21 protein-coding genes and 1 pseudogene are annotated in these 23407 nt (G+C 63.7%); 9 read left to right on the plus strand and 13 right to left on the minus strand.

The features are described 5' to 3' along the window. Positions 1–63: 63 nt before the first annotated feature. On the minus strand, positions 64–1275 hold the full coding sequence (locus ACFJIU_RS18600; RefSeq protein ID WP_379062350.1) for an MFS transporter: 1212 nt from the start codon (positions 1273–1275) through the stop codon (positions 64–66). A gap of 74 nt (positions 1276–1349) precedes the next feature. Between ACFJIU_RS18600 and ACFJIU_RS18605 the strand changes: the two genes are divergently transcribed. Next, positions 1350–2345, plus strand: a complete 996-nt coding sequence (locus tag ACFJIU_RS18605; RefSeq protein WP_379062352.1) for an AraC family transcriptional regulator — start codon at positions 1350–1352, stop codon at positions 2343–2345. A 28-nt stretch (positions 2346–2373) separates the two neighbouring features. On the opposite strand, the gene ACFJIU_RS18610 is transcribed toward ACFJIU_RS18605, so the two are convergent. Further along, positions 2374–3396 carry a sugar-binding transcriptional regulator gene (locus ACFJIU_RS18610; RefSeq protein WP_379062354.1) on the minus strand — a complete coding sequence of 341 codons (1023 nt, stop codon included), beginning with the start codon at positions 3394–3396 and terminating at the stop codon, positions 2374–2376. A gap of 149 nt (positions 3397–3545) precedes the next feature. Here ACFJIU_RS18610 and ACFJIU_RS18615 point away from each other — a divergent pair, with 149 nt between their 5' ends. Beyond that, positions 3546–4340, plus strand: coding sequence for a hypothetical protein (locus ACFJIU_RS18615; RefSeq protein ID WP_379062356.1), 795 nt, complete (start codon positions 3546–3548; stop codon positions 4338–4340). A 39-nt stretch (positions 4341–4379) separates the two neighbouring features. Here the strand turns inward: ACFJIU_RS18615 and ptsP are convergent, their stop codons facing one another. The 5 genes from ptsP to ACFJIU_RS18640 form a co-directional block, all read right to left on the minus strand. Then, a complete protein-coding gene (ptsP, locus tag ACFJIU_RS18620; RefSeq protein WP_379062358.1) occupies positions 4380–6350 on the minus strand; it encodes a phosphoenolpyruvate--protein phosphotransferase in 1971 nt (656 codons plus the stop codon). Between the two features lie 98 nt (positions 6351–6448). Next, on the minus strand, positions 6449–6829 hold the full coding sequence (locus tag ACFJIU_RS18625; RefSeq protein ID WP_326895529.1) for a PTS glucitol/sorbitol transporter subunit IIA: 381 nt from the start codon (positions 6827–6829) through the stop codon (positions 6449–6451). 25 nt (positions 6830–6854) lie between these two features. Further along, positions 6855–7862, minus strand: a complete 1008-nt coding sequence (locus tag ACFJIU_RS18630) for a PTS glucitol/sorbitol transporter subunit IIB (RefSeq protein ID WP_379062360.1) — start codon at positions 7860–7862, stop codon at positions 6855–6857. A gap of 15 nt (positions 7863–7877) precedes the next feature. Beyond that, positions 7878–8639: a PTS glucitol/sorbitol transporter subunit IIC gene (locus tag ACFJIU_RS18635; protein ID WP_101937913.1), complete on the minus strand. Its 762-nt coding sequence runs from the start codon at positions 8637–8639 to the stop codon at positions 7878–7880. Between the two features lie 154 nt (positions 8640–8793). After that, complete coding sequence (locus ACFJIU_RS18640) at positions 8794–9231, minus strand: transcriptional regulator GutM (RefSeq protein WP_379062362.1); 438 nt, start codon at positions 9229–9231, stop codon at positions 8794–8796. Between the two features lie 282 nt (positions 9232–9513). On the opposite strand from ACFJIU_RS18640, the pseudogene ACFJIU_RS18645 reads away from it, so the two are divergent. Continuing rightward, positions 9514–10154 (plus strand): annotated as a pseudogene (locus ACFJIU_RS18645) (hypothetical protein). Positions 10155–10224: 70 nt separating this feature from the next. Next, positions 10225–10899, plus strand: coding sequence for an HAD family hydrolase (locus tag ACFJIU_RS18650; RefSeq protein WP_379062364.1), 675 nt, complete (start codon positions 10225–10227; stop codon positions 10897–10899). Positions 10900–11030: 131 nt separating this feature from the next. Here the strand turns inward: ACFJIU_RS18650 and ACFJIU_RS18655 are convergent, their stop codons facing one another. From ACFJIU_RS18655 to ACFJIU_RS18680, 6 genes are all read right to left on the minus strand, one after another. Continuing rightward, positions 11031–11369 carry a hypothetical protein gene (locus ACFJIU_RS18655; RefSeq protein WP_379062366.1) on the minus strand — a complete coding sequence of 113 codons (339 nt, stop codon included), beginning with the start codon at positions 11367–11369 and terminating at the stop codon, positions 11031–11033. 149 nt (positions 11370–11518) lie between these two features. Then, positions 11519–12868 carry a pyruvate dehydrogenase complex dihydrolipoamide acetyltransferase gene (locus ACFJIU_RS18660; protein ID WP_379062368.1) on the minus strand — a complete coding sequence of 450 codons (1350 nt, stop codon included), beginning with the start codon at positions 12866–12868 and terminating at the stop codon, positions 11519–11521. Positions 12869–12870: 2 nt separating this feature from the next. Continuing rightward, complete coding sequence (locus tag ACFJIU_RS18665) at positions 12871–13869, minus strand: alpha-ketoacid dehydrogenase subunit beta (protein WP_379073156.1); 999 nt, start codon at positions 13867–13869, stop codon at positions 12871–12873. Next, positions 13869–14903 (minus strand): thiamine pyrophosphate-dependent dehydrogenase E1 component subunit alpha, encoded by a 1035-nt coding sequence (locus tag ACFJIU_RS18670; RefSeq protein WP_379062370.1) that lies wholly within the window; start codon positions 14901–14903, stop codon positions 13869–13871. The genes ACFJIU_RS18665 and ACFJIU_RS18670 overlap by 1 nt, the downstream gene beginning before the upstream one ends. A gap of 12 nt (positions 14904–14915) precedes the next feature. Beyond that, entirely contained in the window at positions 14916–16235 is a 1320-nt protein-coding gene (locus ACFJIU_RS18675; protein ID WP_379062372.1) for an NAD(P)H-dependent oxidoreductase, read from the minus strand. A 223-nt stretch (positions 16236–16458) separates the two neighbouring features. Next, a complete protein-coding gene (locus ACFJIU_RS18680) occupies positions 16459–17490 on the minus strand; it encodes a P1 family peptidase (protein ID WP_379073157.1) in 1032 nt (343 codons plus the stop codon). 264 nt (positions 17491–17754) lie between these two features. Here ACFJIU_RS18680 and ACFJIU_RS18685 point away from each other — a divergent pair, with 264 nt between their 5' ends. From ACFJIU_RS18685 to ACFJIU_RS18705, 5 genes are all read left to right on the plus strand, one after another. Beyond that, the gene (locus ACFJIU_RS18685; protein ID WP_379062374.1) at positions 17755–18786 is read left to right on the plus strand and encodes a substrate-binding domain-containing protein; all 1032 of its coding nucleotides are present in this window, start codon (positions 17755–17757) and stop codon (positions 18784–18786) included. Between the two features lie 78 nt (positions 18787–18864). After that, positions 18865–20406, plus strand: a complete 1542-nt coding sequence (locus ACFJIU_RS18690) for a sugar ABC transporter ATP-binding protein (RefSeq protein WP_379062376.1) — start codon at positions 18865–18867, stop codon at positions 20404–20406. Between the two features lie 16 nt (positions 20407–20422). Then, a complete protein-coding gene (locus ACFJIU_RS18695; protein WP_144378377.1) occupies positions 20423–21406 on the plus strand; it encodes an ABC transporter permease in 984 nt (327 codons plus the stop codon). Between the two features lie 11 nt (positions 21407–21417). After that, positions 21418–22398: a sugar-binding transcriptional regulator gene (locus ACFJIU_RS18700; protein WP_379062378.1), complete on the plus strand. Its 981-nt coding sequence runs from the start codon at positions 21418–21420 to the stop codon at positions 22396–22398. Further along, a complete protein-coding gene (locus tag ACFJIU_RS18705) occupies positions 22395–23390 on the plus strand; it encodes an aldo/keto reductase (protein WP_379062380.1) in 996 nt (331 codons plus the stop codon). The genes ACFJIU_RS18700 and ACFJIU_RS18705 overlap by 4 nt, the downstream gene beginning before the upstream one ends. The last annotated feature ends 17 nt before the right edge of the window (positions 23391–23407 follow it).

Here is a 23407-nt window from a genome sequence, read left to right on the forward strand (position 1 = left end):
GGATCCGCGCCGATTTCGTTTTCAGACCTGTTCTAAACGGTAAAATCGAATCCCACTGCGACCTCAAGCTTTTTCGGTCTTCGGTCCGAGCAGGAAAGCCGTCACCGCGGCCAGCAGCGTCGCGATGCCTGCATAGGCAAAAGCGCTCGAAACACCGATGTGGTCGACCAGCAGGCCGCCAACAACGGCACCTGTCGCAATCGCCACCTGGAAGGCGGTGACCATGAGGCCGCCGGCGCTTTCAGCCTGATCGGGCGCTGCGCGCAGCATCCAGGTCTGCACCGAAACCGGTATGGCGCCAAAGGCGAAACCCCAGGCTGTGACGGCGATGGCCGAGGTCAGCGGCGAGGCGCCGAAGACAAGCAGGACCAGCGTCGAGATCGCGATCAGCAACGGCGACAGGCCAGCGGCGAGCTTCAGGCTGCGCTCCACCACGAAGCCGCCGACGAGATTGCCGATGAAACCGCCAATGCCGAAGGCAAGCAGCACCAGCGAGATGTTTTCGACACTCAGCAGCGGAACCTGCTCAAGGAAAGCGCGGACATAAGTGAAGCCTGCAAAATGACCCGATGCGATGAACAGGATGAAGAGCAGGCCGACAGCGATGGCCGGGCGCCGGGCGACATCCGCCAGGGTGCGCAGGCTGGCGACGCTGGATGGCGGCAGGCTGGGAAGCGTGGCGACCTGCGCCAGCAGCGTGACCGCGCCGACAATGGCGGCAATCAGGAAAGCCGTGCGCCAGCCCCAGATGTCACCGACATAGGCGCCGACCGGTGCGGCACAGACGGTAGCCACCGAAACGCCGCCGAGAATGATCGACATCGCCCGCGGCAGCAGTCGCACCGGTACCAGGCGCATGGTCATGGCGCCCGACATCGCCCAGAAGCCGCCAAGCGCGACACCAAGCACCACGCGCGCCGCCAAAAGCATGCCGAGCGAGGACGCGAAGGCCGCGATGAGGCTCGATACGATGAGCAGGAAGGTCAGGACCCACATCAGGATCTTGCGGTCGAGGCGGCGGGTGATGATCGCCATGGTGGGCGCTGCGATGGCGCCGACTATCGCGGTGGCTGTCACCGCCTGGCCGGCAGCGCCTTCGCTGACGCCGAGGTCCTGCGCCATCGGCGTAAGCAGGCTGGCCGGGAGGAATTCAGCTGTCACGAGCCCGAAGACGCCAAGCGCCAGCGAGACGACGGCACCCCAGGCCGGCTCGGCGCGCTCCTCGGCGGAAGACAGTACGGGCGCGTCCAGCGCCGCTGTCGCGGGGTCGGTCATTGTCAGTCTCCGAATTGGTTGCAGTGCAACAAATGGAGGTGACCGCGTGGAGTTTCCATGTTAGAAACACCATTATGCTTGATCATTCGTCCAAAAATTCACCACCATCGATCTCTCCGACCGGAGATCCGCTGACCGACATCCTGCGCGGCCTGCGCCTCGACGGCGTGCAATACGGCCGCTGCGAGATGAAGGAGCCGTGGGGACTGGAGTTCCCGGCACAGGATGCCGCCCGCTTCTATTTCGTCGGCCAGAAGGCATGCTGGATGCGCTTGCCCAATGGCGACTGGTTCGAGATGAAAGCCGGCGATGCAGTTCTGGTGCCGCGTGGCGCCCCGCATGCACTGGCAAGCTCGCCCGACGTGCCGACCACGCAATTCAGGGGCTATGAAGTCACCGAAGTCTGCAAGAACGTCTACTGCATGAAGACGGAGGCACAGACGGAAAATTGCGTGCCGGGCACGCTTCTGTTCTGCGGCACCATGTATTTCAACCTCGACAGCCTGCACCCTCTGCTCGGCATGATGCCGGATGTGATGCGCACGCATGGTCTTGAGGAGTATGAGCCAAGCATCCCGCATCTGCTGGAAGCGATGGCGCGCGAGATCAAGATGGAACGGGTCGGTTCCGCCGGCATCGTCGCCCGGCTGGCGGACGTACTTGCCGCCTCGATCATCCGCTCGTGGGTCGAGCGCGGCTGCGGCGACTCGAAGGGCTGGATCGCGGCGGTACGTGACCGCGAGCTCGGCAAGGTGCTGGCGGCAATCCATCTCGAACCGAACCGCGACTGGAGCGTCGAGACGCTGGCACGCAGCATGGGCGCCTCGCGCTCGGGCTTTGCGGAACGCTTCGCATCAACCGTCGGCGAGACGCCGGCCAGATACGTCACCCAGGTACGCATGCACCAGGCCAGGCAATGGCTGACGCATGACCGGCTGAAGATCGCGGTCGTCGCCAATCGGCTCGGCTATGAATCGGAAGCCGCCTTCAGCCGTGCCTTCAAGCGTGTGATCGGCGCGCCGCCGAGCCACTTCCGCGGCGAGGACCACATCGAGGTTCCGAATATCTGAAATCAGCGAGCGGCCACGCCGCCCGCCCTCAGCCTGCAGCTTTCCCCTGCGCTTCCAGCATGCGCCGCGCGCTTTCCTCGTCGGTGATCAGCACGGTCGGCTTGACGAGATGCATGGCGCCAAGCAGCGCCTCGATCTTTTCCTGCCCACCCGAGGTGAGGATGCGCAACGGCGCCCGGCGCAGGCGATCGACTTCCACCGACATGACGCGATCGTTCACCGGATGGTCTACGAGATCGCCGCTGCGGTTGAAGAAATGGAACAGAAGGTCGCCGACAGCGCCACGCGCCAGCAGTGCTTCACGCTCGGCTTCCTTCAGGAAGCCGCCACGATAGAAGGTCGTCGCCGAGGCAATGCCGCCGATCGACAAAAGCACGGCATCCAGCGCATCGGCCATCTCGAAAATCTCTTCGAGGCCACAACGCTCCACCAGCGCGACCTTGGTCTCGACACTGTCGACCACTGCGGGCGCCGGAATGAGATAGCCGTCGCCCTGGAAGACCTGAGCGAAGCGCCAGGCGAACTCGGCCGGATTGTAGCGCCGCGCGACGCCGACGCCGCCAAGCAGCGAGATCACCTTGAAGTCGCTGAGCGACTTGGCGCCGATGAAGGGCAAGGTCGAGAACAGCGTGCGGCCCCAGCCGACGCCGACACGCATGCCTGAACGCATCGATTCCGAAAGATAGGCGCCTGTCTTGGCGGCAATACCGGGGATCGGGTCGGAATCCGCGCTGGAGAGCGGCGCGACGAGTGCCTGTTCCAGGCCGAAGGTCCTTTCCAGGGCCCGCTCCAGCCGCACGATTTCGGACAACTCGCTTTCGATGGCGATCTTGACCTCGTTGCGGGCGCGCGCCTCGGCAAGCATCCTGACGACGGTGACGCGGCCGACACCAAGCACGTCGGCGATCTCGTTCTGGGTCATCTGTTCGATGAAATACATCCAGGCGGCGCGGATGCGCAGGCGATCGGCCTTGCTTTCGGCCGCCACAGCCCCGTTCTCGCCGGTTCCGCCCTCCGCTGTCCCCGCCTGCCGCTGCGGCTTTCTTGCCACTGCATCCCTCCCTGTAAGCACTGCGACCGAACCGTTCCCGATTCGTCATATGGCCACTATCGTCTTTTGACCGGTCCTGCACGATATAAACAATTGGCTGACACGGCCATGCCGCCTATACCCGGCTGATAGGAAGCAGAGAAAAGACGATGCTGCGTGAAATCTCCGAAGAGGTCCGCGTCAACCTGAAGGACCGTTTGCGCGACGTGCGCCACGTCATCCGCCGGCACCGGCACGACAGCCCTGCCCAGCAGGCACGGCTAGGCGACGAAGCTCGTCCAACGTTTCCGATCCGCGAGATCGAGGGCCTGCTCGGTCATGCCGCAAGCGCCTTCGACGACATGATGTCGGTGGCTGAAACGCTGGTGCCACGTGAGCGCAGCGGCCGCATGAGCGGACTGACGCCAAAGCCGCTTGGTGTCTATTTCGCATCCGGCGATGCGGCGCTGGCCGGCGAACGCGCGTTCCGGCGTGATATGTATGCGCTGGCAAAGGCCGTTCTTGCCGAGAGGAAGGCAGACGGCGTGCGGGTGCGAGAGGCGAACTTCACCGCCGTGCACGCAGCCGTCGAGCGGCAGCATGCAGAGCTCTTCAAGAGACTGTCCCATGAGAGCGACTGGGCGGGGCGCGTCGCATTGGTCGCGGCGCTGAGCGCGGCACTGGTGGTGGAATTCCTCAACCATGACCCGTTGCGACAGGGCGAGACAGCGACAACCGCCGTTCGCTCCGGTCGCACATTCGCGATTTCCTGCCTGGCACCTGTCGCGCTTGCGGTCGGCCTTGCCAGCGTCGACACCAGCTCGAAACCCGAGCCAGACCTGCTTGAGATCGCCTTGCTCGCCACTGACGCCAGGCTCGACCGCATCCTGACGGCCTGCGACGGCAACGATCCACTCGATGAGCTGACGACGGTGTTTGCAACGCTGCTGGCGCACCTGCTGTAACACTGGAGCGTCCTCCCGGGTGCTCCAGTGCCCGGCGGCCTACGCCTGCGACAGCTCGACAATGCGCTTCTTGGCGCGCGAGATCGAGGCCGGGCTCATTGACAGCTCGGTCAGTCCCATGCGCAGGAATTCCGCAATGAGATCCGGACGGGCCGCCGCCTCACCGCACATGCCAACCATGATGCCTGCCTCGACGCCAGCCTTCGCCGTCATCTCGATCGCCGCCATCACCGCCGGATTGGCGACGTCGTTCAGTGCAGCCACCGTCGGATTGAGGCGGTCGGCAGCCATGACGTATTGAGTGAGGTCATTGGTGCCGATCGAAAAGAAGGAAACCTCCTTCGCCAGCAACGGGGCGATCAGAACGGCCGCCGGCGTCTCGATCATCACACCGAGCTGGAAATGGGCGAATTGTATGCCGTCGCGCTGCAATTCGGCCGCGCATTCGTCGACAAGTGCCCTGGCACGCCGCACTTCGGCAATATCCGACACCATCGGCAGCATCACCTTGACGTTGCCGTGCACCGCTGCACGCAGCAGCGCCTTCAGCTGTGGCTTGAAGATATCAGGCCGGTCGAGACACATGCGGATGCCACGCCAGCCAAGGAACGGATTTTCCTCTTCCGGGAATTCGATGCCGGCCACCGGCTTGTCGCCACCGATATCGAGCGTGCGCACGATGACCGGATGAGGCGCAAACGCTCGCGCCAATGCCGCATAGGTCTCCGCCTGCATGTCTTCCGAAGGCAGGTGCATGTGACGCATGAAAAGGAGCTCGGTGCGGAACAGGCCGACGCCCATGGCGCCCGCAGCCTGTGCGGCCTCGATCTCTTCGAGCGAACCGATGTTGGCGGCCACTTCGATGACCGTGCCATCGGCGCGCTTGGGCGTCACCTCCTTGAACACGTCGAGCGCGTGCCGTTCCCTGACGGCTTCCTCGATGCGGCGGGTATAGTCGGCCTTCACGTCGGCGGCCGGGTCGGCAACGACCAGGCCGCCGTTGCCGTCGAGAGCGACTTCCTTTGCATCGCGCAGTTCCATCACACGGGCACCGAGGCCCAGCACCGCGGGAATGCCATGCGAACGCGCAATGATGGCGATGTGGGAGGTCGCGCCGCCATGGCCGCAGACGATGCCGCCGATGCGTTTCAACGGTGCGCGCGACAGGTCCCATGCGCCGATATCCTCTGCGATCAGGATGGCGCCCTGCGGGATATCTTCCAGGCTGATATCGTCCTGGCCGAGCAAGGCGAGGCAGATCTGGCGGCCGACGGCCTGGACGTCGTCGGCGCGGGCATTGAGATATGGGTCTTCGACCGAACCGAACTCGGCGGCGAGCCTGGTGGCGGTGGCGATGACTGCGGCGACGGCATCGGTGCCGGTGCGGATCATCGCTTCGGCCTCACCGATCAACGTGTCGTCGGCAGCAAGGTCACGCAAGGCAGCGACGATGCCACGATCGCCGCCGGCCAGGCTATCACTGGCCAGCGCCTTGTCCATGCGTGCCTGGACGGCAGCGACGGCATGCCCGAAACGCACGATCTCGGCCTCGGCTTCTTCGGCGGTCAACGTGCGTGCCTGCGGGCGGATTTCCGGCGGGAAATGCGCGAAGGCCGGACCGACGGCGACGCCTTCGCTGGCGGCAATACCACGCAGGCCGCCCGACGCTGTTGTCTCCGGTGCAGGGACGACAGGCTTGGCGATCTCACCGTTGAGTTCCCTGTGCTCACCGGCGGCATCGTCTTCCTCGAGCCCGGCGCGCGGATTCTCCAGATAGCCGATCAACGCCTCGACCGCTTCGGCTGCGTCGGCGCCATTGGCACGCACGGTGACTTCCTGGTTCTCCTTGACGCCCAGAAGCATCAGCTTGACCGAACTCTTGGCGCTCACCGCCTTGCCTGCCTTCACGATCTCGACTTCCGACTCGAAGCTCTTGGCGAGCCGCACGAAGCGGGTCGCGGGGCGGGCGTGCAAACCTTCATGCACTCTGACAATGGTCGAGCGTTCCATACGGGCAATCCTATCAGATATTCCGGCCGATCCCGGAAGGGGCGCAGTCGAAGAGAAAAGCGCCATGGCCTTGCGCAAGGGCCGCGGCGCCAGGGATTTCAGGCGGCGATGGTGATCAGTGCGTCCTGCCTGAGGGCCTGGACGAGGTCACCTGTGTCGACGGTGCTGGCACAGATTTCGCCAGGCCGCTCCGCTTCCGTCGCCCCGTTGAACGAGATGACGACATGGCCGATCTCGCGCACCTTGCTCCACGCTGTGGAGCCGATTGCGGTGATCGTTGCCGACACCGCGCCGATGGCGATCGACGCGCCGACCTGCGGCGCGCCGTCGCTGGGGCCCTGTACGGCCTTGTGCATCACCGAAACCTCGGCGAGCTCCGGCGGCGAGCCATCCGCGAACAGGATGACCACGCCGCCCTCGGCGAGATCCGCCACTTCGGGTCCAACTGCGGTTACCCGCGTTTCCAACAGAACCGTCATGATGCGGCGAATCTCCTTCTTGTCGTTACAGGACCAGCAGACTGACTACCCATGCGAGAAGCACGGACACGGGACCCATGATCTGGCGGCTGATGAGCACCGCCGGCACACCGATCTCGATCGTCTTGGGCTTGGCTTCGCCAAGCGCCAGACCGACCGGGACGAAGTCGCAGCCGACCTGGGTGTTGTAGGCAAACAGCGCCGGCAGCGCCATGGCCGGCGAAATGGTGCCGTTGGCGATCTGCGGACCGATGATGGCGACACCGATGACCTGGGCGATGACCGCGCCCGGCCCGAGGATGGGCGAGAGGAACGGCAGGCCGCAGATCGCCGAGATGATCAGCAGGCCGACGATGTTGTTGGCCAGCGGACCCATCGGCTGCGCCAGCACGTCGCCGATCCCGGTGTAGAGGATGAGGCCGATCAGCATGGTCACGAAGGCCATGAAGGGCAGCACGTTGCGGATCACCTGGTCGATGGTTCGGCGGCCGGCGTTGAAGAAGATGCCGACGACACGACCCATGACGCGGCCGATCGAGGAGATCAGCCCGATCATGCCACCTTCACTCGGCAGCGGCTGGGCAGCCGCCGAGGGCGAATTGCTGTTGCTTGAACTCATTGCCGCTGCCCCCCCCGCAGTGGTTGCCGCTTCGGAGCCATCGGCCATGACGATGTTGGCCGGCTTGACGCCCGAAACATAGATGTCTTCCAGGATGAACTGGGCGAGAGGCCCGGACTGACCGACCGGCGTGACGTTGACGGTCGGGATGCGCTTGCGCGGATAGACGCCGCAACGCGCTGTGCCGCCGCAATCGACGACGACGACGGCCATCTCGCTTTCGATGGGCGGCGATTTGAAGCCATCGACGGCTTCAGCCCCCGTCATTTCGGCGATCTGCTGGGCGATCGGATGGATGCCACCGCCGGTGACGGAGACGACCTTGCTGCGCTGCGCGGTCGGCTCGATGACGAGCGGGCCGCCCCAGCCCCCGGAGCCCTTGGAGATTTTTACGGCCTTGTAGGTCTTTGCCATGATGTTTCCCGCCCCTTACAGCTCGACGCCCTGGCGGCGTGCCATGATGGCGGTGATGCGCTCGGTCAGCATGCCCTTGAGCAGGATGACGACGAGACCGACGATGGCGTACCAGATCGCCACCTTGATGTGGTAGCCGGCAACGACCACGCCCTTCTTCTCCAGTTCGAGCAGCGCGACCAGCACGCCGCCCCAGACGAAATATTCGCCGGGATTGATGTGCGGGAAGAGGCCAAGCGGCGGATGCACGTAGGATACTGCCGCGTCGTAGAAGGCGGGCTTGTGCTTTTCTTCGAGGAAGGAGCCGAAGGTGTAGGCCATCGGGTTGGTGAGGAAGAAGACGGCAAGCAGCGGCAGCACCGTATAGCGGGTGAGCGCGATGCGGCCGGCGCCACGGGCAAGGCCATGCACGCGTTCCTCGCCGACCAGTTCGGTGATGGCGTAGAATGCCGTCATCAGCACCACCAGTGTCGGGATGATGCCAGTCACGAAGCCGGCGAAGACCTCGCCGCCTTTCTGGAAGATGCCGATGAAATATTTACCGATGGCGGTGAGCCAGCCGAGCTGCTCTTCCTTGGCGACTTCGTTCAGCTTCTCCTTGAACTGTTCGACGGTGATGGGGCCGCTGTCGGCCTGCGCCAGAACGACAAGATTGTCGCTGGCATGAGAAACGGCAAGCTTGCCGTGCAAGGCAGCATCCTGGACCACCGCACCTGCTGCATGCAGGTGCTGGACGGCCATGTCGGCGTGCTGCGCCAACAATGAAATTACAGACATATCTCCTCCTTGGACCGTCCGCCGTCTGTCCCCTACGGCGGCAGCATTCGTTACGGAGCGTTTCCGTTTTTCACGGAAATGCGGAAACGCTCCAACTCTTTGTTTCTACGCAATTCCGGGCGCAAAACCGCTGCGCACTTTTGCTGGAATTGCTCTATGCGCTGACTGTCTTCAAGCCGGTCAGACCCGGCTTCTTTCCCGGCTCCAGCCGTGCCCGGTCGATCTGTTCGATCGCTCGCTTCACGGCCTCGGCCACACCGGGTTCCCCCTCCCCCATGATCGCAGGATTGGACCGGATACGATCGAGGGCGACGCCCTCGAATTCTTCAAACCGCCTGAACTTGGCGAACACCGAACGGCCGCTCATCACGAGCAGGCGGCGCACGACGAGATCAGGCGTCACCACCACCAGGACGATGATGCCCTTGGCAAAGCGGCCGCGATGATTGCCGGCACCGACGAAGCCGTCGGCGTATTTGTTGGTGATGCCTTTGAAGACGTCGGAATAGTGCCGCATCTGCAGCCAGACGCCTAGGGACTGCAGCCCCCAGACGAGCGCGAGCGCGAGCAGTGCCCACTGCCAGATTGCCATAAGGATATCTCCTCCCAAGCCCCTGGTCCCGCCATGACTTCATGACAGTACCAAGACGAAAGTTAGAGAACATTTGTTTTCTTGGATGTCAATATGTATGATTTTCAGATGGAACCCGGAAACGACTGATCCACCACATTTGGCGGCACAGCGCGTGTGATTGTGGTTCCAGGAAAGGTGCGCAGCGGTTTTCCGCCCGGAATTGCGTAGAACAAAAATTGGAGCGTTTCCGCGTTCCCGTGAAAACGGAAACGCTCTAAAGTCAGCGTCAAAGGACGTGCGATGGACCTGCGATTCAAAGACGAACTGGCGCTTATGCCGGATCTTGGCCACCAGCTGCGTCGACTGCGCTGGTTCAGGGCGACATTCCGCGCGAGCGCGCGGTCCGTGGAGGCGACCTATGGCCTACGGTTCGACATCGACGAAACGCGGCTGACCAGGGCCTTCCTCGACTGGATCGAGATCATGGAAGCGCAGAAGCGTTTTGCCGAGGTCAACCGCGCCGATTTCATCATCTTCGCCGCCGGTCTCGTGCTGCGCGAACTGATCCGCCAGGAGCCGGCCAAGGCGATCGGCAACGGGCCACGCCCGGACCTGCCGCCCGCCGATGCGGGCATGGCCGAAATCGTGCAATTCTGGCCGGAGGGTTTTCTCTACACCAACTACTGCGTATCGGCGATCGCTGCCGTATACGAACAGGAATCGGCCAGGCGCCGACCATCGACCAGTGCGCCGACGACCTGCGCACCTGGTGGTCGTACCGTGAGAACGTCACCGAGATGCCGGCCTATGCGGTGGCGTTCCTCGATCGCTTCCTCGGCGCGGAGCCGAACTGGATCGTGCCCGACAGTGCACAGTCGAGGCGGGCCATGCAGACCGCGCTTGAAACGACCGACAAGCGGAAAGTTGGGCATCGGACCTGACCGCCTCCTTGAACATTCGTCTTTTTGCCGATAGCGATGTGCCGAAATTATCGCTTACTCGGGGCAAGGCGTGGCGGCACAACAGTTGATTATCTTCGATTGCGACGGCGTTCTGGTGGACAGCGAACCGCTGGCCGCGGAGGCCTATGAGCGCGTCTACGAAAAACATGGCATGAGCGGCGTCGGTGCCGACATCATCGCCCAATGCGTCGGCATGAAGCAGGCCGACATCATCATCCGGATCAAGGAGCTGACAGGCCATCACCTGCAACCGGAACAGGAAGACGACCTGTGGACAGTGACCCGCGACCTGTTCAGCGAAAAACTCAATCCGACCACCGGTATTGGTTCATTTCTGCGCACGCTGGAAGCAGGCCGCTGCGTCGCCTCGTCATCGTCGCTGCAACGCATCCACCACAGCCTCGACGTCACCGGACTCGCGCCGCATTTCGGCGACGCGATCTTCTCTTCCTCCATGGTGAAGCGTGGTAAACCGGCTCCGGACATCTTCCTCTATGCCGCCGAGAAGATGGGCGCAGATCCCTCGAACTGCGTGGTGATCGAGGACTCGCCTTTCGGCGTCGAAGGCGCCGTTGCCGCCGGCATGACGGCGATCGGCTACACGGGCGGTGGCCATACCTATGCCGGCCATGGCGAGCGGCTGAAGGCCAAGGGCGCGCACGCTGCCTGCGCGAACTGGCGAGAGATATCCGACAGGCTGAGCGGGCTCGGCTTCCGGCTCTAGAGCATTTTGTAGCCAAATGGAATCACTTGGCGAAAAAAAATGCCACTAAAACAACAACTTAGAGCGTTTCCGCGTTTCCGTGAAAAACGGAAACGCTCTAAGGATCGATCCCACGCCGATACTCGGGCCGGCTAGATATCTGGCGCGTTGCCGATAACCTTCTTGAGTTCGATGGCCCAGGCGCGGCCCTCGTCGCCGCCCCACAACAGCCACGCCACATAACCGGCGGAGGGGTTGTCTTCATTGCCGAAGTTCCTGGCGCGCTTGTCCACTTCATGGCGAGCGAAGAAACTCACCATGCGCCGGATGGTCGAGGGCTGCAGCGCCCGGCGCTCGACCAGTTCGCGGGCACGGCCGACGCCGATCTCGGTGCCGCCACGTCCGAACCTTTCGCGCAGGCGCAAACCTTTGGCGGCATTGTCTGCGGCAATCTGCGGGGGAACGAGCGAGATTTCAGGCGGATTGGTCACGGCATATCCTGGCGTGTGATGTTCAGGCCGGATAACGCGATTCCCGGCCGGTCCGCCATGCAGGACCGAGCACGTTGCGATGCCCGTGGAACGGGCCTAGTCTATCGCCGCCTCCCCGAAGGGAGACGGCGCCCCCGCCAGGAGGAATTCTAGACCAGCATGGTCATCGGGTTTTCGATGATGCGCTTGAAGGCGCCGAGCAGTTCGGCTCCCAGCGCACCGTCGACGGCGCGGTGGTCGGTCGACAGTGTCACCGACATCACGGTGGCGATCCTGATCTCGCCGCCCTTCACCACAGCACGTTCCTCGCCCGCACCAACCGCCAGGATCGTCGCATGCGGCGGGTTGATGACGGCGGCGAAGTCCTTGATGCCGAACATGCCCAGGTTCGACACCGCAGTGGTGCCGCCCTGATACTCTTCCGGCTTCAGCTTGCGGTCGCGCGCACGCCTGGCCAGGTCCTTCATCTCGTTGGAGATCACCGACAGCGTCTTCTGGTCGGCCTTCCTGACGATCGGCGTGATCAGCCCGCCCGGGATCGACACCGCCACGCCGACATCGGCATGCTTGTGCTTGACCATGGCCGTATCCGTCCACGACGCATTGGCATCCGGCACGGCAACCAGCGCCTGTGCCATCGCCTTGATGATCATGTCGTTGACCGAAAGCTTGTAGGCCGGGGCATCGCCCTTTTCGGTCTTCTTCATCGGCGCGGCCGCATTGAGCTCGGAGCGCAGCTTGAGCAGCGCGTCCAGCTCGCAGTCGAGGGTGAGGTAGAAATGCGGGATGGTCGACTTCGCCTCGACCAGACGCCGGGCGATGGTCTTCCTCATATTGTCGTGCGGGACGAGGTCGTAGGAGCCCTGTTCGAACAGCTTGAGCACCGCGTCGTCCGACATCGGCTTGACCGCAGGCGTGGCGGCCGACGGAGCAGCAGCGGCTGGCGCTGCGGCGGATGCGGCTTTCGCCACGCCACCACCGGCAATCGCCGCCTCGACATCCGCCTTCACCACGCGGCCATGCGGGCCGGAACCGGTGATGCCTGCCAGGTCGAGCCCCGCTTCGCGTGCCAGGCGGCGCGCCAGCGGCGTGGCGCGGACCGCGCCGGCCGGCGCAGGCGTCTCCTGCACGGCGAGCGCGGTCTGCGCGGCCTTGTCCTGGGAGGAGGACATCGGTGTTTCAATCTTGCCGTTCGCGACGGGCTGCGGCTCGATGGGTGCCGGTACAGGCGCGGCGGGCGCAGTCGTGCCGACATCCTCGCCTTCGGCATAGATCCAGGCCACCGGCGCGCCGACAGGGATGTCGACGCCTTCCTTGCCGGTGATGTTGCGCAGCGTGCCGGAAGCCGGTGCGTCAATCTCCATCGCCGCCTTGTCGGTCTCGATCTCAAACAGGACATCGCCCTGCTTGACGCTGGCGCCTTCTTCGAAGAACCAGCGCGAGATCTGCCCTGTCGCCATGTCCATGTCGACCTTGGGAAGGATGACTTCGACCGGCATCGTCAGCGCTTCCCCTTGGCGAGGTCGCGCGCAGCCGCGATGATATCAGGCACCTGCGGCACCGTTGCCTTTTCGAGATCCGGATTGTACGGGATCGGGACTTCGGCGCCGCCCAGGCGCACGATCGGCGCATCGAGATAGTCGAAGGCGTCGCTTTCGGCGACGGCAGCGCTGACTTCCGCGCCGATGCCCAGCGTCTTCACCGCTTCGTAGACGCAGAGCAGCCGCGAGGTCTTCTTGACGCTGTCGATGATGGTCTGCTTGTCCATCGGACGGACGGTGCGCAGGTCGATGACCTCGATGTCGATGTCTTCGGCCTGCAGTGCGGCGGCCGCCTCAAGCGCCTTGTGCACCATGATCGATGTGGCGACGATGGTGAGGTCGCGACCCTGGCGGCGGACGTCCGCCTTGCCGATCGGCACGGTATAGTGGCCTTCCGGCACCGGGCCCTTCATCTTGTAGAGCAGCTTGTGCTCGAAGATCATGACGGGGTCCGGATCGGCGACGGCCGCCAGCAGCATGCCCTTTACATCATGTGGGGTCGCCGGCTGGATCACCTTCAGGCCGGGCACATGGCCGAGCCATGCTTCCAGGCTCTGGCTGTGCTGCGCGGCGGCACCAGTGCCGGAACCGGCCGGGAACCGCATGACCACCGGAACCGAAACCTCGCCGCCCAGCATGAAGCGCATCTTGGCGGCCTGGTTGACGATCTGCTCCATGGCAAGCGTGGCGAAATCGGAGAACTGGAATTCGAAGATCGGACGCAGGCCGGTCAGGGCCGCACCGACGGCAACGCCGGCACCGCCCAGTTCCGAGATCGGCGTATCCATGACGCGCTCGGAGCCGAAACGCTCGACAAGATCGCCAGTGACCTGGAAGGCGCCGCCATATACGCCGATATCCTCGCCCATCAGGAAGACGCGCTCATCCTGCTCCATGGCGATCGCCATGGCTTCCTGGATGGCCTGGGCATAACTCAGTTCACGCACTGCGACGTCCATCACGCAACCTCCGTATAGACGTAATTCTCAAGGTCGCGGATTTCCGGGCTCGGGCTGTCCTTGGCGAACTCGATGCCCGCGGCAATCTCTTTTTTCACGGCTTCACGCACCGCCTCGATGCCGGCGTCGTCGATGATGCCGAACTCCTTCAGCTCGGCCTCGAACAGCGCGATCGGATCGCGGTTGGCCATCCAGTCCTCGATCTCTTCCTTGGTGCGATAACGGTTGCGATCGCTCTTGGAATGGCCGCGATAGCGGTAGGTCTTGGATTCGATCAGCGTCGGGCCTTCACCGGCGCGAGCTCTCTCGACAGCCGCGTCGGCAGCCTCGGCCACTTCGGAGAAATTGTTGCCGTCGACGATGACGCCCGGCATCGCATAGGCGCTGGCGCGGTCGGCGATGTTCTTCACTGCCGTCGAACGCTCGGTCGATGTCGACATGCCGTAGCCGTTGTTCTCGCACACGAAGATCACTGGCAGTTTCCACACGGCTGCCATGTTGAGCGCCTCGTGGAAAGCGCCCTCATTGTTGGCACCATCGCCGAAGAAGGAGACCGCGACCTTGCCGGTCTTGAGCTTCTTGGCGGCAAGGGCTGCACCGACCGCGATCGGGATGCCGCCGGCGACGATGCCGTTGGCGCCGAGATTGCCCTTGGTGACGTCGGCGATGTGCATGGAGCCGCCACGGCCCTTGCAGTAGCCGGTGGTCTTGCCGAAGAACTCGGCGAACATGCGCTTCACATCGGCACCCTTGGCGATGCAGTGCCCATGGCCGCGATGGGTGGAGGTGATCTGGTCCTGGTCGGTGAGCGGCATGCAGATGCCCATGGCGCTGGCTTCCTGGCCGATGGACAGGTGCATTGTGCCGTGGATCAGGCCGCGCATGTAGGCGTCTTCCGCACCTTCCTCGAAGCGGCGGATCAAGTACATCTTGTGCAGCACGTCGCGCAGCTGCTCAGCCGTGTATTTGCGGAAGGCAAATGGCAGGTTGGGTTGTGCCGCGTCACTGTTCGCGGCTTTCCTGGCGGTGGCCATGATGATGCTTCCTCAGTTGCCGTAGACGAGCTTGTCCTGCCGGGCACGCAGCTCGGCGATCTTGGAGCCTGGCGCCGGAGCGGCGTTGGCATAGGTGATCAGGTCGCCCTTCTTGATCGGCGCGGTCACAGAACCGCCCTGCAGCAGACCGCAGGGGATGGCCCTGGCGGCGCGCGCTTCGGGCGCGGTCATGATCCAGGCGCGGTAGCAATATTCGCCGATGGCATCGAGCTTGTCGCCCGGCTGCATGTCCTTCTTGGCGACGGCACAGACCTCGGCGACTGGCTTGGCCAGCGGCACCATGTCGGCCTTGCCGTAGAGCACGACGCGGGCGCAGGTCAGCGGCACCTCGAGCGAGGTCAGGTGATAGGGCCGATGGAAGGTGAAATACGGGCCCTTGCCCATCTTCAGGTCTTCCATGCGCTCCGAGACGCGCGGATGCGACATGTCGGCGACGACGAACACGCCAGGCGCGACGCCCTTGCCGATTGAGTAGTCGACGACGCCGACCCTGGAGAGGACGCCGCCGTCCTTTTCCGGGACCAGCACCTTGTTGAGTTCGCCCAGCGTTGCGGCCGGTCCATGCATGCCGGCCTTATCGGGCACGAGGCCGGTGGCATTGGCGATCGCCGCCATCTCGACCATGGTCTTGGAGCCGTCGACGAACTCGACCAGCATGCGCACATTCATGTGACGGCGCGCCGCTTCTTCCTCATAGGCGGGAGGCGTGGCGTCGATGTTGAGCGGATTGTTCTTGCCCTTGCCGGCGGCGACGATGGGGTGGCCCATGGCCGAGACGAATTCGATCAGCTCCATGCAGGAGGACGGCTCGTCGCCGGCACCGAGCGAATAGGTGACGCCGAGACGATCGGCTTCGCTTTTCAGATAAGCACCGATGGTGACGTCGGCCTCGACATTCATCATGACGAGGTGCTTGCCGTGCTCCATGGCGCGCAGGCCGATCTCGGCGCCGACGGCCGGAACGCCCGTTGCATCGATGACGACGTCGATCAGGTCGTTGTTGATGATGAGGTCGGCATCGTTGGTGACGGCAACCTTGCCGGCTTCCATGGCCTCTGTCATGGCCGAAGCGTTCGAGACTTCCTTCGAATGGCCGCCTTCCTGGAAGGCGATGTCGACGGCCTTGTGAGCATTGGGAATGTTCAATTCGGAGATCGCGCCGATCTCGATGCCGGACATGTGGGCGACGCGCGTGACGATGTCGGTGCCCATCTCACCCGAACCGATCAGGCCGATGCGGATCGGCTTTCCGGACTTGCCGCGCTCCTCGAGATCACGGGCAAGGCCCGTCAACGCAATATTGGAAGCCATAGCAGTCACTCCTCCCACATGCAGGCTGTTCTGATGCCTGACGGGTATTGAACATATGTATTTCTGTCAAGACTAATGTCCATAAACATCGGTGACGTCAGTGGGTTTGTGGACATCCAATCCAGAAGCGCACGAAAGCACCCCGCGGTGTTCGCCCGCGAGGGTTGCATCGTCGTTCACGACACGGCGAGAAGAGGCTTCTCCCTGCCTGAGAGAAGAAGGCTCAGGCGTTGGCTCGCAGCCAATCGGCCAGAGATGGCCGGCGCGCACCGTCCCTGCCTTCGAAAACAGGCGAGGCCAGCATGGAATTCAACACCGCTTCCTGGGTTGCGTCGGCGACAGCCTGGAAAAGCAAGTCGATGCGCGACTCGTTCAAGACCTGAATCGAGACAAGACCGCGCTTTTCATCATGGTCGACCGGATCGGCGGTCGAGAAAGCTATGGCGATATCGCCGCTGCCATGGCCCCAGAACGCGCCAAGCCTGGCGATACCGGCGCCGGCGCGACGGGCGACACGTTTCAGCTGCCGGTGCTCGAGCGGGATGTCGGTGGCCAGCACAATGATCACCGAGCCGCTTTCCGGCTCGCTCGCCCGGCGCGGGTCGGGACGGCGACCCTCCGGCAGGATGAGGTCGCCGGCGCGGCCGAAATTGGAAAGCACAAGCGCGCCGAGATGATGATCGCGACCGTCGAGCCTGACGCGGCGCGACGCGGTGCCGATGCCACCCTTGAAGCCGAAGCAGGTCATGCCGGTGCCGGCACCAACGCTACCCTGCTCGACCGGCCCTTCCCCGGCGGCTTCGATGGCGGCCAGCGCGTGCTCCTCGCCAATCGCCAGCGCCTGGATGTCGTTGAGCGGACCGTCATTGCACTCGGCGACGACGGGATTGACGGTGCCGGTGCGGCGGCCGATGTCGGGGTTCTGGCGGATCGCTTCCCGGACCAGGGCGGTGGCGCAGGTGCCGACGGACAGCGTGTTGGTCAAAAGCAACGGCGTCTCGAGGGTGCCGAGTTCGTCGAGCTGCACCAGCCCGACGGCCTTGCCGAAGCCGTTGATGACTTCGGATGCCGCCCTCACCTTGCTGCGGAAAAGATTGCCGCCATGCGGCAGGATGGCAGTGACCCCGGTGTTGATATCGCCATCGCGCAGCGTGACATGGCCGACGCGGACGCCGGCGACATCGGTGATGGCGTTCAGCACACCCACAGGCAGCGAGCCGCAGGCCAAACCGAAATCCCTGATACTGGCGGTCATCATCACTCCTTGCCGCAGCCACGAAGGCATGGCCAGTTGCCAGAACCGGCCCGATTTGCGCAAGTCACGAGACGTTCATTTTCCGTCGAATGGCCGATTGATCTGAAATATATTTCAGTATATGAATTTTATTGACAGTATCGTCGCATGCTGCAATGATCCTGCTGCTGGCTTCGGGAGGAAGTCCGGCTGCAATCAATCCATGAAACGGTGCAAAAGCGCCGCGACGGTTCTTGAGGAATGGCTTCGGCCAAGGGAGGAAACTTGCGCAAATTTCTGAGCACGCTCGCCATGGCGGCAGCGGCGTCGACCTTCATGAGTTCGACTCCGGCGCTTGCTGAAACCGCCAACCCGTTCAAATGCCAGCCCGGCGAAAAATACGTCATGAACGTCATGGTCTCGGGCGTCGAATACTGGTTCCCGGTCTATGAAATGTTCAAGCAGGCCGGCCAGCAGTTCGGCTGCGAGACCGCCTATACCGGCACGCCGGAATACGACGTGAACAAGCAGATCGCCAGCTTCGACCAGGCGCTCGCCCAGAAGCCGGCCGGCATCCTGGTTCACCCGATGAATTCCGATCCGTTCATCGAGCCGATCAACCGCGCCATCGAACAGGGCACGGCGGTCGTGACCTTCGCGGCCGACTCGCCGAATTCCAAACGCGTCTCCTACATCACCTCCGACAACGTCGCCGAAGGCACCTACGCCGCCGACGCCGTCGCTGAATCGATGGGCGGCAAAGGCGAATATGCCGTGCTGGAGAACCCCGGCCAGGACAATCACGACAAGCGCGTCGCCGCTTTCGTCGCCCGCATGGAAGCCAAGTGGCCTGACATGAAGCTGGTCGGCCGTGCCGCTTCCAACCAGGACCCGACCAAGGCATATCAGGCGGTGCTCAGCCTCGCGCAGGCGCATCCCGATCTCGGTGCCGTCTTCATGCCGGAAGCCAATTCGGCGATCGGCGCCGCCCAGGCGGCCAAGGAAGGCGGCGGCAAGATCAAGGTCATGCTGGCCGACGTCAACGCCAAGATCCTCGACATGATCAAGGCCGGCGAGATCTTCGGTTCGGTCAACCCCAACCAGGGCATGCAGGGCTACATGGGCTTCATGCTGCTCTGGCTGGCCAAGCACCCCGAGCTGATCGACCCGATGAACGACGCCAAGCGCGCCGGCACCAATGCCATGAAGGTGCCTTTCGTCGACAACGGCTTCTCGATCGTGACCAAGGACAACGCCGACGATTTCTACTGGGACAAATATCTCAAGCGGCGTGGCACCAAGGGCATCGAAGAGTAAGCTTCGGCCCGACCACCGACTGGCCGGAAGGGACCGTCCCTTCCGGCACCTTTTCAGACCCTTTCGCAGGAGCATGGCGTGACCGACGCGCCCGTCCTTCAGATCCGCAACCTCTCCAAGGCGTTCGGCCCGGTCAAGGCACTGAGCGGCGTCGCGCTCGAACTGCGGCGCGGCGAGGTGCACGCGCTGTGCGGCGAGAACGGCGCCGGCAAGTCGACGCTGATGAACATGATCGGCGGCGTGCTGCAGCCCGATGAAGGCGAGATCCTGATCGACGGCCAGCCGGTTGCGATCGCATCGCCAGCAGCGGCACAGAAGCTCGGCATTGCGCTGGTGCACCAGGAGATCGCGCTCTGCCAGGACGCGACGGTTGCTGAAAACATCTGCATGGCAGCAATCAACGCCCGCCGCGCGCCGCTGATGAATTACGGCGAAGTCTATGCCCAAGCCGAAAAGGCGATGAACCAGCTCGCGCCCATTCCGGTGCGCACCAAGGTCGCAGACCTTTCCATTTCCAGCCAGCAACTGGTCGAGATCGCCAAGGCGCTCACGCTCGACTGCAAGGTGCTGATTCTCGACGAGCCAACCGCGGCGCTGACCGAAACCGAGGCCCAGCGGCTGTTTTCGATCGTGCGCGACCTGAAGGCACGCGGCATCTCCGTGATCTATATCAGCCACCGCATGGCCGAGATCTTTTCGCTCTGCGACCGCGTCACCGTCTTCCGCGACGGACGCTATGTCGCGACCGAAGCCATCGCGGCGACGTCGCCTGACGACGTCGTGCGCAAGATGGTCGGACGCGAGATCACCCAGCTCTATCCCGACAAGCTCTCCGTCGATGCTGCACCCGGCCAAACCCTGCTCTCCGTCAAGGGCCTGTCCGACGGCAGCCGCTTCGCCGATGTCGACCTCGACCTCAAAGCCGGCGAAATCCTCGGCATCGGCGGCCTCATCGGCGCCGGACGCAGCGAGATCGCGCAGACGATCTGCGGCTTGCGGCAGGCAAGCGCCGGCAGCGTCGCGCTCGGCGGCAAGCCACTCGCCATCCGCAGCTATGCCGACGCCGTGCAGGCCGGCCTCGTCTATCTTTCCGAGGACCGCAAGGGTTCCGGCGTGTTCCTCGACCTCTCGATCGCCGCCAATGTGTCGGCGCTCGACCTCGGCAAGCTCACCGGCCGCTTCGGCCTGCTCGACCGTCGTGCCGAGGCCGAGCAGGCGGCGAGCCTCGCCAGGCGCCTCGGCGTGCGCATGGCCGGCATCGACGCGGCTGTCTCGACGCTTTCGGGCGGCAACCAGCAGAAGGTGGCGATCGCCAAGCAGCTTTCGGTTTCGCCCAAGGTCATCATCATGGACGAGCCGACGCGTGGCATCGATGTCGGTGCCAAGGTCGAGATCCACCGCCTGCTGCGCGATCTCGCCAGCCAGGGCGTCGGCATCCTCGTCATCTCCTCGGAACTGCCCGAACTCATCGGCCTGTGCGACCGGGTGCTGGTCGTGCGCGAAGGAGCCATCGCCGGCGAACTCGGCGCGGGCGAACTCGACGAAGAAGCCATCATCATGCTGGCCTCCGGTGTGCAGCCAGCTGCAGCAAACCAGGGACAAGCAAACCATGTCGCCTAGAGCGGGAGAAACCGTCATGCATGCCGACATCAAGGCCACGGGCCCGAGCCGTTCCAGCTTCGCCCGGCTTGCCTCGATGCGCGAGGCCGGCCTGATCGTGATCATCCTGGCGCTGTGCATCGCCATGAGCTTCGCCTCGCCGCACTTCCTCACCTGGGGAAACTTCCGCGCCATGCTGATGAGCTTCTCGATCGAGGGCATCGTCGTTGTTGGCATGACCATCCTGCTCATCGTCGGCGGCATCGACCTCTCCGTCGGCTCGGTGGTGTGCTTCTCCATGGTGGTTTCCGGCGCGCTGTTCCTGATGGGGCTGGACCCGTGGACCGCCAGCCTGATCGGCATCGCGGTCAGCGCGCTGATCGGCGCGGTGATGGGTTTCTTCGTTACCGTGGTCGGGCTCAACCACTTCATCACCTCGCTGGCCGCGATGGTGATCGTGCGCGGACTGTGCCTGGTCATCACCAAGGGCACGCCGCTGTCGCTGTTCACACTGCCCCCGGAGTTCAAGGCGATCGGTCAGGGCAGCTTCCAGGGCATTCCTTATGTCATCATCATTTTCGTGGTCGTGGTGGCGATCTTCGACTTCCTGCTCCGGCGCGCGACAGCCTTCCGCAAGGTGTTCTATACAGGCTCCAACGAGAAGGCAGCGCAGTTCTCCGGCATCAAGACCAACCAGGTGAAGTTCTGGGTGACGGTGCTGTGCGCCACGCTTTCAGGCGTTGCCGGCGTCATCTACATGGCGCGCTTCGGCGCCGCGACGCCGACCTTCGGCGCGGGCATGGAGCTCAACATCATCGCGGCGGCGGTCATCGGCGGCGCATCGCTGAAAGGCGGCTCGGGAACGATCTTCGGCGCCATCCTCGGCATCGCGCTGCTGTCAGTGGTGACCAGCTCGCTCATCCTGCTCGACATCTCGGTCTACTGGCAGGACATGATCAAGGGCTGCATTCTGCTGGCGGCGGTATCCGCCGACCACTTCCTGCACGCCAAGAAGTCCTGAGGCGCGATCCCATGGCACCTCCCAGCACACGCGACGACATCTCGACCGTGCGCCAGATGCATCAGGCGCTCGTCCTCCACTATATGGAGGGCAAGACACAGGCCGAGATCGCCAAGGAACTCGGTATCTCGCATGCAACGGTGAACCGCCTGATCAAGCGTGGCCATCAGCTCGGCCTCGTCGAGATCAAGATCAAGTCGCCGATCGACCATCTGGTCGACCTCGAAACGCGGCTGGTCGGGCTTGGCGGCATCGAACGCGCGGTGGTGGTGCCGACGGTTTCAGAAAACCCGCAGACGGCCCTGCAGCGTGTCGGCGAAGCGGCAGCCAACCTGCTGCTTGAAACGATCAAGGATGGCGATACCATCTCGATCACCGGTGGCAAGGGTGTCAGCGCGCTGGTCGCCGGCCTCAAGCCCGGCCGTCGCTACGATGTCGAGGTCATCCCGGCGACCGGACTGGTGCAGGGCAAGCATTACACCGACGTCAACCACGTCGCCTCGCTGATGGCCGACAAGCTCGGCGGCCGTGCCTATCAGATCCATGCACCGCTTTTCGCCGATACGCCCGAACAGCGTGAAATGCTGATGAGCGTGCGGGCCGTGGCGGACGTGTTCCGCCGGGCACGGGAGGCCACGATCGCCGTGGTCGGCGTCGGTTCGATCCTGACCGACGATTCCTCCTATTACGACCTGCACCCCTCCTCCAGCGCCGACCGCCAGGCCATCGAACGCTCGGGCGCTTCGGGTGAACTGCTGGCGCATCTGATCGACCGGGACGGCGGGCTCAGCGACTACACGCTGAACCGCTCGCTGGTTTCGCTGACGCTGGACGAATTCGCCACCATCCCGCGCTCGATCGGTATCGCCAGCGGGCCGAGCAAGGTCGCGCCGATCCTGTCGGCCATGCGCGGCAACCATCTCGACATCATCGTCACCGACGAGGCGACCGGCCTCGGCATCATCGACCTCGCCGAAAGAGAAGCAGCATGAACTCCAGTCAAATGCAGCGCGCCATCGGCGCATCCGGCATCCAGGCGTCCGCCGTCGGCCTCGGCACCTGGGCAATCGGCGGCTGGATGTGGGGTGGTACCGACGAACAGGCTTCCATCAAAGCCATCGAAGCTTCGATCGATGCCGGCGTCAGCCTGATCGACACGGCGCCTGCCTACGGCCTCGGCCGCAGCGAGGAGATCGTCGGCAAGTCGATCAAGGGAAAGCGCGACAAGGTCGTGATCGCCACGAAATGCGGCCTGAACTGGCATTCCGGCAAGGGCAACCATTTCTTCGACCAGGACGACAAGCCGGTGCACCGCTATCTGGGCGCCGACGGCATCGCCTATGAGGTCGAGCAGAGCCTTAGGCGGCTCGGCACAGACCATATCGACCTCTACATCACACATTGGCAGGACCCGACGACACCGATCGCCGAGACGGTCGCCGCGCTGGAGAAGCTGAAGGCCGCCGGCAAGATCCGCGCGATCGGTGCCAGCAACGTGAACGCCGAAGAGCTCAGGCAATACGTCACCGCCGGACAGCTCGATGCCATCCAGGAACGCTATTCGATGATCGACCGTGAGATCGAAAGCACGCTGCTGCCGATCACCCGGCAACAGAATGTGGCGACGCTCAGCTATTCCTCGCTGGCGCTCGGCCTGCTCACCGGCTCGATCGACCCGGGCCGGGCCTTCTCCGGTGACGACCAGCGCAAGGACAATCCGCGCTTCTCTTCATCCAACCGGCAGAAGGTTGCGGCGCTGAAACAGGCGATCCAGCCGATCTCGGAACAGCACAAGGCCTCGATGGCGCAGATCGTCATCGCCTGGACGCTGGCGCAGCCCGGCATCACCTTCGCGCTGTGCGGCGCCCGCAATCCCGAACAGGCCCTCGACAATGCACGCGCCGGCGAAGTCAAGCTGAGCCGTGATGAAGTCGCGGCTCTCGACAAAGCAATAGCCATGCATCTGACCCAGATGGATGCCTGAGTAAACCGAGGCATTTC

This window comes from Mesorhizobium sp. UC74_2, assembly GCF_042701485.1.
GTDB lineage: Bacteria > Pseudomonadota > Alphaproteobacteria > Rhizobiales > Rhizobiaceae > Mesorhizobium.

Excerpts from the sequence above, each read along its gene's own strand:
- ACFJIU_RS18600 (WP_379062350.1), bottom strand. The coding sequence starts at position 1,275 with ATGACCGACCCCGCGACAGCGGCGCTGGACGCGCCCGTACTGTCTTCC.
- ACFJIU_RS18605 (WP_379062352.1), top strand. The coding sequence starts at position 1,350 with ATGCTTGATCATTCGTCCAAAAATTCACCACCATCGATCTCTCCGACC.
- ACFJIU_RS18615 (WP_379062356.1), top strand. The coding sequence starts at position 3,546 with ATGCTGCGTGAAATCTCCGAAGAGGTCCGCGTCAACCTGAAGGACCGT.
- ptsP (WP_379062358.1), bottom strand. The coding sequence starts at position 6,350 with ATGGAACGCTCGACCATTGTCAGAGTGCATGAAGGTTTGCACGCCCGC.
- ACFJIU_RS18625 (WP_326895529.1), bottom strand. The coding sequence starts at position 6,829 with ATGACGGTTCTGTTGGAAACGCGGGTAACCGCAGTTGGACCCGAAGTG.
- ACFJIU_RS18630 (WP_379062360.1), bottom strand. The coding sequence starts at position 7,862 with ATGGCAAAGACCTACAAGGCCGTAAAAATCTCCAAGGGCTCCGGGGGC.
- ACFJIU_RS18635 (WP_101937913.1), bottom strand. The coding sequence starts at position 8,639 with ATGTCTGTAATTTCATTGTTGGCGCAGCACGCCGACATGGCCGTCCAG.
- ACFJIU_RS18640 (WP_379062362.1), bottom strand. The coding sequence starts at position 9,231 with ATGGCAATCTGGCAGTGGGCACTGCTCGCGCTCGCGCTCGTCTGGGGG.
- ACFJIU_RS18660 (WP_379062368.1), bottom strand. The coding sequence starts at position 12,868 with ATGCCGGTCGAAGTCATCCTTCCCAAGGTCGACATGGACATGGCGACA.
- ACFJIU_RS18665 (WP_379073156.1), bottom strand. The coding sequence starts at position 13,869 with ATGGACGTCGCAGTGCGTGAACTGAGTTATGCCCAGGCCATCCAGGAA.
- ACFJIU_RS18670 (WP_379062370.1), bottom strand. The coding sequence starts at position 14,903 with ATGGCCACCGCCAGGAAAGCCGCGAACAGTGACGCGGCACAACCCAAC.
- ACFJIU_RS18675 (WP_379062372.1), bottom strand. The coding sequence starts at position 16,235 with ATGGCTTCCAATATTGCGTTGACGGGCCTTGCCCGTGATCTCGAGGAG.
- ACFJIU_RS18680 (WP_379073157.1), bottom strand. The coding sequence starts at position 17,490 with ATGACCGCCAGTATCAGGGATTTCGGTTTGGCCTGCGGCTCGCTGCCT.
- ACFJIU_RS18695 (WP_144378377.1), top strand. The coding sequence starts at position 20,423 with ATGCATGCCGACATCAAGGCCACGGGCCCGAGCCGTTCCAGCTTCGCC.
- ACFJIU_RS18700 (WP_379062378.1), top strand. The coding sequence starts at position 21,418 with ATGGCACCTCCCAGCACACGCGACGACATCTCGACCGTGCGCCAGATG.
- ACFJIU_RS18705 (WP_379062380.1), top strand. The coding sequence starts at position 22,395 with ATGAACTCCAGTCAAATGCAGCGCGCCATCGGCGCATCCGGCATCCAG.